The organism is Amycolatopsis sp. cmx-4-54 (assembly GCF_046548895.1).
Lineage (GTDB): Bacteria > Actinomycetota > Actinomycetes > Mycobacteriales > Pseudonocardiaceae > Amycolatopsis.
This window is the reverse complement of the sequence record NZ_JAEBEJ010000014.1, coordinates 139435-151456: the sequence shown is the minus strand read 5'-3', so window position 1 is coordinate 151456 and position 12022 is coordinate 139435. Positions and strand designations below refer to the sequence as shown.

Annotated in this window: 12 protein-coding genes; all 12 read right to left on the bottom strand. The window is 67.9% G+C overall.

Annotated features, from left to right (window positions below):
• Window positions 1-9 precede the first annotated feature (9 nt).
• Window positions 10-1635: a citramalate synthase gene (gene cimA, locus ACLJQ7_RS35865; RefSeq protein ID WP_410652606.1), complete on the bottom strand. Its 1626-nt coding sequence runs from the start codon at window positions 1633-1635 to the stop codon at window positions 10-12.
• Window positions 1636-2017: 382 nt separating this feature from the next.
• Entirely contained in the window at window positions 2018-2641 is a 624-nt protein-coding gene (locus ACLJQ7_RS35860) for a hypothetical protein (protein WP_410652605.1), read from the bottom strand.
• A gap of 11 nt (window positions 2642-2652) precedes the next feature.
• On the bottom strand, window positions 2653-3156 hold the full coding sequence (locus ACLJQ7_RS35855) for a hypothetical protein (protein WP_410652604.1): 504 nt from the start codon (window positions 3154-3156) through the stop codon (window positions 2653-2655).
• Window positions 3157-3161: 5 nt separating this feature from the next.
• Window positions 3162-4262 carry an MCE family protein gene (locus ACLJQ7_RS35850; protein ID WP_410652603.1) on the bottom strand — a complete coding sequence of 367 codons (1101 nt, stop codon included), beginning with the start codon at window positions 4260-4262 and terminating at the stop codon, window positions 3162-3164.
• Window positions 4262-5248, bottom strand: coding sequence for an MCE family protein (locus ACLJQ7_RS35845; protein ID WP_410652602.1), 987 nt, complete (start codon window positions 5246-5248; stop codon window positions 4262-4264). The genes ACLJQ7_RS35850 and ACLJQ7_RS35845 overlap by 1 nt, the downstream gene beginning before the upstream one ends.
• Window positions 5245-6249, bottom strand: coding sequence for an MCE family protein (locus ACLJQ7_RS35840; protein WP_410652601.1), 1005 nt, complete (start codon window positions 6247-6249; stop codon window positions 5245-5247). Before ACLJQ7_RS35840 ends, ACLJQ7_RS35845 begins: the two co-directional genes overlap by 4 nt.
• Complete coding sequence (locus tag ACLJQ7_RS35835; protein WP_410652600.1) at window positions 6249-7259, bottom strand: MCE family protein; 1011 nt, start codon at window positions 7257-7259, stop codon at window positions 6249-6251. Before ACLJQ7_RS35835 ends, ACLJQ7_RS35840 begins: the two co-directional genes overlap by 1 nt.
• Window positions 7256-8269 (bottom strand): MCE family protein, encoded by a 1014-nt coding sequence (locus ACLJQ7_RS35830; RefSeq protein WP_410652599.1) that lies wholly within the window; start codon window positions 8267-8269, stop codon window positions 7256-7258. Before ACLJQ7_RS35830 ends, ACLJQ7_RS35835 begins: the two co-directional genes overlap by 4 nt.
• The gene (locus ACLJQ7_RS35825) at window positions 8266-9489 is read right to left on the bottom strand and encodes an MCE family protein (protein ID WP_410652598.1); all 1224 of its coding nucleotides are present in this window, start codon (window positions 9487-9489) and stop codon (window positions 8266-8268) included. The genes ACLJQ7_RS35830 and ACLJQ7_RS35825 overlap by 4 nt, the downstream gene beginning before the upstream one ends.
• Window positions 9486-10325 carry an MlaE family ABC transporter permease gene (locus ACLJQ7_RS35820; protein ID WP_410652597.1) on the bottom strand — a complete coding sequence of 280 codons (840 nt, stop codon included), beginning with the start codon at window positions 10323-10325 and terminating at the stop codon, window positions 9486-9488. Before ACLJQ7_RS35820 ends, ACLJQ7_RS35825 begins: the two co-directional genes overlap by 4 nt.
• A gap of 4 nt (window positions 10326-10329) precedes the next feature.
• Entirely contained in the window at window positions 10330-11133 is an 804-nt protein-coding gene (locus ACLJQ7_RS35815; RefSeq protein ID WP_125796979.1) for an MlaE family ABC transporter permease, read from the bottom strand.
• Between the two features lie 2 nt (window positions 11134-11135).
• Window positions 11136-11915 carry a hypothetical protein gene (locus ACLJQ7_RS35810; protein ID WP_410652596.1) on the bottom strand — a complete coding sequence of 260 codons (780 nt, stop codon included), beginning with the start codon at window positions 11913-11915 and terminating at the stop codon, window positions 11136-11138.
• Window positions 11916-12022 lie beyond the last annotated feature (107 nt).

Below are 12022 nucleotides of genomic sequence, written 5' to 3'. Positions count from 1 at the left end.
TACGACTCCTCACGCCGGGCCCTCCCTCAGGGACTTGTGCACGAGCGCGTCGCACAACGCGAGCCAGCTCGCTTCGACGATGTTGCCGTGCACGCCGACGGTGGTCCATTCCCGTTCGCCGTCGCTGGTCTCGACCAGGACCCGGGTGACGGCGTCGGTGCCCGGATGGCCGGGCAGGATCCGCACCTTGTAGTCGGCCAGCTCCACACTGTCCAACCAGGACAGATGCGGGCTGAGCGCCTCGCGCAGGGCGGCGTCGAGCGCGTGCACGGGGCCGTTGCCCTCGGCGGTCGCGATCACGCGCTGCCCGGCGACGTGCACCTTCACCGTCGCCTCGGACACGACCTCGCCGTCGGACCGGTGGTCCAGCACGACCCGGTACGACTCGAGTTCGAACGGCGGTTCGTCGAGGACGTCGCTCTGCGGGCCGTCGACCTCCCGCCGCAGCAGCAGTTCCAGTGAAGCGTCCGCGGCTTCGAAGGACCAGCCTTCGGATTCGAGCCGCTTCACCTTCCGGACGGCGCTCGTCAGCGCTTCGGGCTGGCCGGCAAGGTCGACCCCGAGCTCACGTCCCTTGAGCTCCAGACTGGCCCTGCCGGCCATCTCGGTGACCAGTACCCGCATGTCATTGCCGACGGAAGCTGGATCGATGTGGTTGTACAGCAACGGATCCACCTTGATCGCGCTCGCGTGCAGTCCCGCCTTGTGGGCGAAGGACGACGCCCCTACGTAAGCCTGGTGGGTGTAGGGGGCGATGTTCGCGATTTCGGCAAGGGCATGGGAGACCCGGGTGAGCTCGGCGGCGCCTCCGGTCGGGAGCACCTCCATACCGAGCTTGGTCACCAGATTTCCCGTCACGGCGAACAGATCGGCGTTACCCGCCCGTTCGCCGTAACCATTGGCGGTGCACTGGACGTGCGTCACGCCGGCCTGCACGGCGGCGACGGAATTCGCCACCGCGCAGGAAGTGTCGTCCTGGCAATGGATTCCGAGCCGGAATCCGGTCCGTTCCTTGACCTCGCGGACGGTTTCCGCGAGGCCGAGCGGCAGCCGGCCGCCGTTGGTGTCGCACAGCACGGCGACGTCGGCGCCCGCGTTCACTCCCGCGTCGAGCACCTTCAGCGCGGTGTCCGGGGAGAACGCGTAACCGTCGAAAAAGTGTTCCGCGTCAAGGAAGACGCGACGTCCTTCGCCGACGAGGAACGCGACGGTGTCTCGCACCATCTCGCACGCTTCGTCGACATCGACCCGCAGCGCGCGTTCGATGTGGCGTAAGTCCGATTTGGCCACCAGGGTGACCACCGGTGCCTGGGCATCGAGCAGCGCCCGCACCTGCGGATCCTGCTCGGCCTTGGCGCCCGCCTTGCGCGTCGCGCCGAACGCGACGAGCGCGGCGTGGCGCAGTTTCAGTTCGCCCGAAGCGGCCCGGGCGAAGAATTCCGTGTCCTTGGGCAGCGCGCCCGGCCATCCGCCTTCGATGAACCCGACCCCGAGATCGTCGAGCAGCCTCGCCACCGCCAGCTTGTCCGTGACGGAGTAGGAGATCCCCTCACGCTGCGCGCCGTCGCGCAACGTCGTGTCGTACAGGTGGAAGGCGTCGCCGAGTGGCGTATCGGCGGGCTCCGTGCGGGTCACGGGGACTCCTCATGGTGGTGGCAAAACGTGTTCAGGCAACAAAAAAACCTCCCGCATGGGTGCGAGAGGTTGCGCGCCGGGGGCTCTTGTGGAGCTGTTATCCGGCGCGCTCGGCGATAATGATGGTGCAGGAGGTCACGGACGCATCATGGCACACGCTCCGGCGGGCGTCCACAAGCCGGGCGAAAGATTCCACACTTCGGGACGCGCTCGCGTGCCACCGGCGTTGCGAAAGCCACTTTCGCAACCTTCAACGTTGCGAAAGTGGCTTTCGCAACGCCTCAGGCCCGGCACCCACCACCCGACAGCCCCCGTAGTACATGAAGGCCCCCTTCCTTGCGCCTGGCGCAAGGAAGGGGGCCTTCATGTACTACGGAACCGGTCAGGCGGCCGCCAGAGCGGTCACCCGCCACTTCCCTTCGGCCCGTTCCGCGGAAACGCTCAGCTGTGCCGCACCGGTACTGCGTTGCCCGTCCCCGCGCACGCCGGTCTGGTCCAGGAACACCAGCAGCGACGCCCGGTCCCCGTCGAGGACCTTCACCCCCGAGACCACTGCGGTCGAGGTCACGACCAGTTTCTGCTCCGCCGCGAGCCCCCGGACCTGCGCGAACAGCTGGTCGTACTGCCCCAGCGCCGGCCCGGTGAGGACCTCTTTCGCGGCTTGCTCGCTCTTGGCGGGGTCGTCGTACCGGTACGAGAAGACGGTGCCGAGTGCCTTGCCGATCTGATCGCTCACCTCCGCGGTGGTGGCGACGTCGGTCAGCGCCGTGTTGTGCGCCAGCACCGCGGTGGCGTCCCGTGCCTCGATGGCGAACCACCCCGCGAGGCCCGCCATCACCAGCGCGACCGCGCCCACCACCACCGCCCCCCGCCGCCGCCGCACAGGAGCGACGACGACCGGTGCCTCCTCGGGTGCATCAAGCACGGCAACCCGCGTGCCGCCGCTCATCTTCCCGGCGACCTTCACCGCGCGCCGCGCCGGTTTGACGGTTCGTTTCGTGGTCATCCCGTCCTCCGTCAGGGCTTTCCGGTGTCGGTCACCGGCACCTGGCCGAGCGACGTGACCCGCCACCCGTCCGGTGTCCGGTTCAGGCCGGCGCGGAACCGGTTGTGCTTGGTCACCGCTTCTCCGCCCTCGGGCCGCACCTCGAGTTCGACCGAAGCGATCACCTCGGCCGTTCCACCGCCACTGTCCACTTCGGTCACCGCGGCGTCGACGACCCGGCCGGTGGTGACGGTCTTCGCCTGGCCGATCCGTTCGAGTCCGGCTTCCCGGTCGCGGGCCAGTTCGTCGTGCAACGCGCCGCCGGACAGGTTCAGCCAGTTCTGGTAACCCTGCTCGGCCTGCCGATAATCCAAAGTGGTCAGAGCGGCGACAGCCTGCCTGCCCATCTGCAGCGTCTCCTCGCGGACCGTCGCCCGCGCGACGCCTTCGTCGTGGCTCGCGTCCCACCACGAGTAGCCGAACCAAGCCGCCAATGCCGTGGCGACGGCGGCGAGGAACGCGGCGATTCGAGTCATGGCCTTCACCTTCCCGGCACGTTCTGCGAGCCGCGCACGTTCGTGGGATTGCCCTTGGGCAGGGCACAGCGCGCCGCGGTGTTCAACGGACGCGGAGACGTGTCGAGTCCGTCGCGGTAGGCGGTCCCGTAACCGGTGACGCACGGCGGCGGATCGAAGAACGTCAGCGAGAGGCCGACGCGCGCGCCGTCCGGTCCCATGATCGCGTGCCCCGCGGCGACCGCTTTCGGCGCCGTGACCAGCAGCTGCTCGAGGCCGTCCTGACGCGTTTCCAGCACGTCCGCGGTGGTCAGCAGGTTGGCCAGGAGGATGCCGAGACTCGGCCCGGTCTCCCGCAGGAGCGTGCTGACCTCGTTCGCCGCCGCCGGGACGGCCGGGATCAGCCGACGCAGATCGCCGTCGGAGCTCTTCAACGTCGCGGCGAGCAGTTTCGCGTTGGCGCCGAACGAGCGGATCGCGTCCGCCTGCGATACCTGGGTGTCGAGCACGGTCTGCGCGTCGGTCACGAGCCTGGTCAGCGGGCCGACATGCGCGCTCGCCTCCCGCACGAACTCGATCCCCCGCCCGACGAGCTGGTCCAGCGCCGGGCCGGCGTCGAACGTCGCGTTGTACAGCTCGTCGACCACGGTCCGCAAGGCGGGCTTCGGCACCGAATTGGCGAAAGAGTCCACACTGGACAGAACGATGTCCACCGGCAGCGGGATCTTCGTGTCCGCCTCGCTGATCACCGAACCGTCCTGCAGCATGGCGCCGTCGCCGCGCCGGGGCCGCAGATCGACGTACTGCTCGCCGACGGCGGATCGGTTGGCGACGACGGCTTCGGTGTCCGCGGGCACTTCCGGGCCCCCTGGCTCGAGTTCGAGGTCGACCTCCATCCCGGAGGCCGTCAGCCGCAGTTCGCCGACCCGGCCGATCGGCACGCCCCGGTAGGTGACTTCGGCGTTGCTGAAGATGCCGCCACCGGTGGCGAGCCGCACCTTGACGGTGTACCCGCGATCGAGCACCAGCTTGTCCAGGCCCGCGTACGTGGCGCCGACGTACGCGACACCGAGGACCGCGATGGTCACGAAGACCACCAGCTGCACGCGGACGAACTTGGTCAGCATCAGCGGCCACCACTGTTCTTGAAGGTCAGGAACGTGTTCAGGTAGTCCCCGCGGATGGCCTCGAGCGCGGCGTCGGGGAACGGGAAGGTGAAGATCATCTCCATCGCCTTCGGCAGCTTGTCCCCGGAGTCGGCCAGCTTCCGCAGCAACGGTTCGAGCGCCTTGAGGTCGGCGACGAGGTCGTCCTTGCTGCGGTTCACCGTGTCGACCGCGACCGAGGTGAGCCCGTCCAGCGACTTGAGCATCCCGACCAGCTCCTGACGCTGCTGGTTCAGCACCTCGATCCCGGGGGTGAGCCCGTTCAGCGTCGCCTTGATCTCCTCGGTGTTCGCGTTCAGCGTCGCCGCGAGCTTGTTGACGCTCTCGATGGCACGGGTGATCTCGGCCTTGTGCTCGTCGAGCCCGCGCACGAACTTGTCCAAATTGGACAGGAGGCGCCGCGCGGCGCTTTCCTTGCCGCCGAGCGCGTCGTTGAGTTCCCGGGTGATGTTCTGGACCTGCGCGACGCCGCCGCCGTTGAGCAGCAGGGAAAGCGCGCCGAACACCTCCTCGATCTCCGGGGTCAGCGAGGAGCTGGCCAGCGGGATCACCGCACCGTCGACCAACCGCCCGCTCGGCGTCCCCTCGGGCGGCGGCGCGAGCTCGACGAACTTCTCGCCGAGGATGCTCGCCTGCCGCAGCCGTGCGACGGAGTTGGCGGGCAGGTTCACGTCCCCGTTGACGAGGAGACCGACCACCGCGCTGCGTCCGTCGGGCGCCAGCTCGACGGTCCGCACCTGGCCGACCGGGACGTCGTTGACCTTCACCCCGGATTGGGGCACGAGATCCAGCACGTTCGTGAAACTCGCCGTGACGTGGATCGGGCGCTCGCCCAGCGCGGCCCCGCCGGGCAGCGGGATGTCGTAGACGTCGACACCGCCGCTGCAACCGGTGGCGGCCAGCACGAGGACCAGGACGGCAGATAGTGTCCTGCGGCGGGTTTTCATTTCGCCCCCGAGAATTCGGTGAGGTTCCCTCGGCCGTCCAGCGTTCCCGCGCCCTGGTTGTACGCGCCGAGCACGTTCGCCAGCGCGTTCGGAGCGGCGTCGAGTGCTTCGCTCAGCGACGCCTTCTGCTGGCTGAGCAGCTTCGTGATCTCGGCGAGTTTGTCCACATCGGACTTGACCTTGCCCCGGTTGTCCTTGATGAAGCCCTGCACCACGCTGAGCGCCTCGGTGAGTTCGGTCATCGCGCCGGAGAACTGGTCCCGCTGATCGGCCAGGATCTTGCTGAGCGAGGAGATCTGCTGGATCGCCTGTTTCACCTTGTCGTCGTTCGACGCGAGCATCGCGGTGAACTTGCTGATGTTGTCGATCGAGTTGAACAGGTCGTCCTTGGAGTCGCTCGCGGTCCTGGCGAACTCGCCGAGGTTCTTGATCGCCTCGCCGAGTTTGCCGCCGTTGCCGTCGAGGTAGGAGGCGGCCTTGGTCAGGACGTCGCTGACCGCGCCGTCCCGGTTGGCGCCCTTCGGCCCCAGCGCGGTCATCAGCTGGTTGAGACTGCCCAGGAGTTCGTCGACCTCCACCGGGGTGACGGTGCGTTCGGGCGGGATCCGCCCGTCGCCGCCCAGTTCCGGCCCGCCGACGTACACCGGTGTGAGCTGCACGTACCGGTCGGCGACCAGGCTCGGCGTGATCACGACGGCGCCGACGTCGGCGGGCAGCTTGACTCCCGCCCGGACCGTCATGGTCACCTCGACGTTCGTGCCGCGCGGTTCGACCTTGGTCACCGAACCGATCGGGACGCCGAGCACCCGCACCTCGGTGTTCGCGTACACCCCGACGGTCGCGGTGAAGAACCCGGTCAGGACGCGGTCGGCCTGCCTGGTCAGCAGCGGCCAGGCCGCCGTCACGAGCAGTCCGGCGACGACGGCGACCGCGAGCCGCCGCACCCAGGCCCGCCGCCGGGCCTGTCCGCCGAGATCGGCCAGTGTGAAGTGGCGCCCCATCAGCGTCCCCCCTTCCTCGAAGGCATGCAGCTGCCCGGCGTGCCGCCGGTCGGGACGAGCCCGCAGATGTAGGTGTCGATCCAGCGGCCGTTGCCGACCGCGTTGCCGAGCAGGCGGTAGAAGGGACCGGCCAGCCGCAGGCTCTCGTTGAGCTTGTCCTGGTTCCGCAGCAAGACGGTGGCGACGCGATCGAGCTGGTCGAGTGCCGGGCCGAGCGTCTTCTGGTTGTCCGCCACCAGCCCCTTGAGCTGGATCGAGAGGTTCTTCACCCCGCTGAACAGCTTCGCGATGGCGTCCTTGCGCGCGTTCAGCTCCGTGAGGAGGGTGTTGCCGTCGCGGATCAACGCCTCGATCTGCTGCGAGCGGTCCCCGAGCGTCTTCGACACCTTGTTCGTGTTCTCGAACAGCTTCACCAGCTCCTGGTCGCGGGACGCGAGCGTCTTGGACAGCGCGGTGATGCCGTCGAACGCGGTCCGGACCTCCTGCGGGGTGGAAGCGCCGAGCGTTTCCGACAGCGTCCCGAATGCCTTCGCCAGCTGGTCGGTGTCGATCGCACCCACCGTGTTCGCGAGGTCGTTGAACACCGTGGTGACGTCGTACGGGGAACTCGTGCGCTGCACCGGGATCGGCTCGTCCGGATCCAGTTCCGCGTTGCCGACCGGGTCGAGGACCAGGTTCTTCTGCCCCAGCAGGGTCTTGATCTTGATCGCGGCGGTCGTGCGGTTGCCGATCCAGGTGTCCTTGACCCGGAACAGGACCTTGACCCGGCCACCGTCCAGCAAGACGTCGGAGACCTCGCCGACCTTGACCCCGGCCACGCGGACCTCGTCGTTGCGTTTGAGACCGGCGGCTTCGGTGAACTCGGCGGCGTACGTGGTCGCGCCACCGACCAGTGGGAGATCGTCGGAGAAGAAGGTCGCCGAGCCCGCCACCGCCATCAACAGCGCCGTGACGGCGCCGACGACGATCGGGTTGCGGCTGCGGAACGGTTTGATCCTCGGCGCTTTCACCGGCACCGTCCCTGGGTCAGCGGGATCCCGACCGGCGGGCCGCCCGGGGCGGGTGGCGCGTCCGATTTCACCGAGCACAGGTAGAAGTTGAACCACGAGCCGTACGAGACCATCGAGCCGATGCGATCCAGCTTCTTCGGCAGGTTCGCCAGGAACTGCTCGAAGACCGGGGTGTTGTCGGCAAGGTTCTTCGACAGGTCGCCGAGGGTGGTGATGCTGTCCTTCAGCGGCGCGCGGCCGTCCTGGAGCAGATCCGCGGTGGCGGTGGTGAGCTCGCCGAGCCCGCCGATCGCCTGCCCGATGGGTTTCGCGTCGCCGGCGAGCCCGGAGACCAGCTGCGCGGTGACGTCGACCAGTTTGTCGAACTGGTCGCCCTGGGAGTTGAGCGTGTCGAGCACCGTGTTGAGGTTCCCGACCACCTGGCCGATCACCTCGTCCTTGCCCGCCAGGGTGTTCGTGAGGGAAGCGGTGTGTTCGAGCAGGCTGTCGATGGTGCTCCCTTCGCCCTGCAGCACCTGGACGATCTCGAAGGACAACTGGTTGACGTCACTCGGTGATAGTGCCTGGAACAACGGCTTGAACCCGTTGAACAGCGCGGTCAGATCCAGCGCGGGATGCGTCCGCTCCGGCGGGATCAACGCGCCTTCGTCGAGCACCGCGGGTCCGTCCGGGCCGGGGTCGATCGAGAGATACCGCTGGCCGACGAGGTTGCGGTACCTGATGGTGACCGTGGCTCCCGAAGTGAGCCGCCGCTTGTTCTCGACCGAGAACCGCACGTCCGCCAGCCGCCGCTCGACCACCCCGACCGAATCCACCTGTCCGATGCGGACACCGGACATCCGGACCTCGTCGCCGGGGTTGACCGACGTGGCGTCGGTGAACCTGGCGGTATAGCCGACCGTCGTACCGACGCCGGAATTGGCGATGGTGATGGCCAGGATCCCGGTCGCCACCACGGTGATCACGAAGAAGACCAGGCCTTTGATCGCCGGTCCCGCGACACCCCTCATCGGACGGTCACCTCCGTACCGCGCATGGCCGGGCCCACGAGCACGCTGCTCCAGTCCGGGACCTCGGCCGGTTTCATCCCGAGCGACGGCGCCAGCAACTCGGCGACCAGCCCCCGCTCCCCCTTCGAATTCGCCGGGCCGAGGTCCCCGTCGGCGGCGAACTGCACCGCCGCCGAAGTCCCGCCGCCGCCATAACAGCGCGGCCCGCCCTTCTGGTCGAACCGTGGATCGTCCCGGCCGGGCACGTACTTGTCGCGTGGATCGTGGACGGACAACGTCACGTGCAGTCCCGGCTCCCCGGTGCCCTTGCCCAACGCTTTCTCCATGACCGGCTTGAGCCGGTTCACCGCGTCGAACAGGCACGGGAACTGAGGCGAATAGCGGGAAAGCAGCTCCAATGTCGGCCTGCTCTTCACGCTGACGCCGATGATGTTGTCCTTGTTCTGCACCAGGAACTTGTTCATGTCGCCGCTCGCGGTGGTGACGCTGGCGTACAGTTTGTCGAGGTCCGCGCGAGTCTCCACAATGGTCCTCGCGGTGGTGGAGAGATCCGAGAGCGCCTTGAGGATGTCCGGCGCGGCGCCGGTGTACAGGTCCGCCACGTCGGCGAGGCCGGTGATGTCGGCCTTGAACTGCGGCATCAGCGGGTTCACCTGGTCGAGCAGGTCGTTGAGCTGGACGATGCTGTCCCCCAAGGACTTCCCGCGGTTGTCGAGCGCGAGCGAGATCGCGCCCAGTGAGCTGTTCAGCTTCTGCGGCTGCACCGCCCGCAACAGCGGCAGCAGGTCACCGAGGACGCGTTCCAGCTCGATCGCGTTGGAAGACCGGTCCTGGCCGATGACGTCGCCGTCGCGCAGCGAACCTCCCGCCGGCCGCTCCGGGAGCACGAGGTTGACGTAGCGCTCACCGAACACCGTCTTCGGCAGCAACCGCGCGGAGACGTTGCGCGGCAGCTGATCGATCTTCGCCGGGTCGATGGCGAGATCGATCTCGGCGCCTTCCGAGGTGCCTCGCACCGCCCTGACCTCACCGAACGGCACGCCGCGGACCTTGACCTCGGCGGGCGGGGCCAGCTGGTTGCCGACCCGGTCGGTTTTGAGCGTGACCAGTTCCGCGCGTTCGAAGTCCTTGTTGAAGATGGCGACGGCGAGCCAGCCGAGCAGCACCAGGATGACGAGGAAGACCACCCCCGCCGCTTGTGTCCGTGCGCGCGTGCTCATCCGGACACCTTCACCGTCGTGGTGGCGCCCCAGATCGCCAGGCTGAGGAAGAGGTCCAGCACGCTGATCAGCACGATCGACGTCCGCACGGCGCGGCCGACCGCGACCCCGACGCCCGCCGGGCCGCCCGCGGCGCGATAGCCGTAGAAGCAGTGCGTGAGGATGACGCCGACGCTGAAGACGAGCACCTTGCCGAACGACCACAGCACGTCTTCAGGCGGTAAGAACAGCGAGAAGTAGTGGTCGTAAGTCCCGCCGGACTGTCCGAAGAAGACGACCGTGGTAACCCGCGAGCCGAGGTAGGAGATCAGCAGGCCGATCACGTAAAGCGGGATGATAGCGATGAATCCGGCCACGATCCGGGTGGTGACGAGGTACGGCATGCTGCGCACGGCCATCACTTCGAGCGCGTCGATCTCTTCGGAGATCCGCATGGCGCCCAGCTGCGCGGTGAACCCGGCGCCGACCGTCGCGGACAACGCGAGCCCCGCCGAGAGCGGCGCGATCTCGCGGGTGTTGAAGTACGCGGTGAGGAAGCCCGTCATCGCGGAGATGTTGATCTGGTTCAGCGCGCTGAAACCCTGCAGTCCCACCGTGATCCCGGTGAACACGCACAGGCCGACCATCACGCCGACGGTGCCGCCGATCACCGCGAGCGCCCCGCTGCCGAAGGTCACTTCGGCGAGCAGGCGCACCACTTCCCGGAAGTAGCGGGTGACCGCCATCGGGATCGCCAGTAGCGCGCGGACATAGAACAGCAGCTGGTCGCCCAGCTCGAAAAGACTGTTGCCGGGGCGTTTGAACGCCTCGCGGGCCCGTTCGGGGACGCTGGTCACGGGATCAGGTTCCCTTCGCCGGAACGAGCTGCAGGTACAGCGCGGTCAGGATCGTGTTGACGAAGAACAGGAGCAGGAACGTGATCACCACCGACTGGTTGACGACGTCGCCCACGCCTTTGGGGCCGCCCTTGGGGTTCAGGCCCCGGTAGGCGGCGACGACGCCGGCGAGGAAACCGAAGATGAACGCCTTGATCGAACTGACCACGAGGTCGGGTAGCTGGGCGAGCGCGTTGAAGCTCGCGAGGTACGCGCCCGGCGTCCCGCCCTGCACGATGACGTTGAAGAAGTAGCCGCCGAGCACGCCGACGACACTGACCAACCCGTTCAGCAGCACCGAAACGCCGATGGCCGCCTGCACACGGGGCACGATCAGCCGGTGGATCGGCGAGACACCGAGCACCTCCATCGCGTCGATCTCCTCGCGGATCGAGCGGGCGCCCAGATCCGCGCAGATCGCCGAACCGCCCGCGCCCGCGATGATCAGCGTGGTCACGATCGGACTGGCCTGCTGTACCACCGCCAGCACGCTCGCGGCACCGTTGAACTGCTGCGCGCCGATCTGGCTGGTGAGCGAACCCAGCTGCAGCGAGATGACCGCGCCGAACGGGATCGACACGAGGATCGCGGGCGTGATCGACACGCTCGCGATGAACCAGAACTGCTGGATGAACTCGCGGACCTGCACCGGGCGGCGGAACATCGCGAGGACGACGTCGATCCCCATGGCGCACATGCGGCCGAACTCGCGCAGCCCGGCGGCTGCCTTCTCCGGCGCGCGGGCGAGCAGGGCGACTGGATTGGCCATCGTCAGGCTCCACATCCGTTGGGGGGCGGGCCGTCGCCGACGCATCGCAGCCTGAGGTTGGTGACCAGGGTGTTGCCTGGGCCGGACACCAGCCCGGTCAGCAACGGGCTCAGATCCTCACGCACCCCGCAGCCGGTGAACCCCGGTGTCGCGAAGGTGCTCGTGACCTTCACCGGCGGGGCGGGCAACGCGAGTGGCACCAGGGCCTTGATGTTCACCTCGACCGATTGCGCGGTCCGGCAGTTCGGGCCGACGTCGAGGACCTTGCCGTCCACTTTGACGTTCGAAAGCTTGATGAACACCTTGTTCGTGACGTCGGTGTGCGCGCAGATGTTGGTGCCGACCTCCTTGCAGTCGCCCGTGGCGCCGGTGTCCACGTCGACCACGCCGGTCGCGTCGCCGTCAGGGATGAGTTCGACGGTGCCGGTGGCGGGCATGAACCGGAAGGAGACGAAATAACTCGACGTCGACGGGATGGCGAGTTTGCCGGTGATCGGCGATTTGTCGCTGAACCCGAGGATCATGCCGTCGAACCGGCCCTGCGGGAACGTGATGTCCGAACCGAGTTTCGCGACCCGGCTGGTCGTCGGCTGCTGGTCGTCGCCGACGTAGAAACCGAACTTCAGTCCGACCTGCGCGACAGCGGGTTCCTGCGCGAGGGCCTGTCGTGTCTGCTGTGTCCGCGCGGGCTCGGCGGAGGCGGAAGCCAAGGAAAGCGCCCCCAGCCCCAGCACCGCCGGGAGTAGGAAGGCGCGCAGAACGCGCCCGGTCAGCACTGACATTCGGGCTTCCTCATTTCGACTTCTCCGGCCGAACGGCCAACTGGAGCAGCACGCTACTGACGGAATGCCGGAGGGACAAGTAATTCGGGAATGGCGACTCCATGAGG

What these genes read in the sequence shown, in the direction of transcription:
- ACLJQ7_RS35845 (WP_410652602.1), bottom strand. Translation starts at nt 5,248, where the DNA reads ATGAAAACCCGCCGCAGGACACTATCTGCCGTCCTGGTCCTCGTGCTG.
- ACLJQ7_RS35830 (WP_410652599.1), bottom strand. Translation starts at nt 8,269, where the DNA reads ATGAGGGGTGTCGCGGGACCGGCGATCAAAGGCCTGGTCTTCTTCGTG.
- ACLJQ7_RS35815 (WP_125796979.1), bottom strand. Translation starts at nt 11,133, where the DNA reads ATGGCCAATCCAGTCGCCCTGCTCGCCCGCGCGCCGGAGAAGGCAGCC.
- ACLJQ7_RS35850 (WP_410652603.1), bottom strand. Translation starts at nt 4,262, where the DNA reads ATGCTGACCAAGTTCGTCCGCGTGCAGCTGGTGGTCTTCGTGACCATC.
- ACLJQ7_RS35810 (WP_410652596.1), bottom strand. Translation starts at nt 11,915, where the DNA reads ATGTCAGTGCTGACCGGGCGCGTTCTGCGCGCCTTCCTACTCCCGGCG.
- ACLJQ7_RS35840 (WP_410652601.1), bottom strand. Translation starts at nt 6,249, where the DNA reads ATGGGGCGCCACTTCACACTGGCCGATCTCGGCGGACAGGCCCGGCGG.
- ACLJQ7_RS35825 (WP_410652598.1), bottom strand. Translation starts at nt 9,489, where the DNA reads ATGAGCACGCGCGCACGGACACAAGCGGCGGGGGTGGTCTTCCTCGTC.
- ACLJQ7_RS35855 (WP_410652604.1), bottom strand. Translation starts at nt 3,156, where the DNA reads ATGACTCGAATCGCCGCGTTCCTCGCCGCCGTCGCCACGGCATTGGCG.
- ACLJQ7_RS35860 (WP_410652605.1), bottom strand. Translation starts at nt 2,641, where the DNA reads ATGACCACGAAACGAACCGTCAAACCGGCGCGGCGCGCGGTGAAGGTC.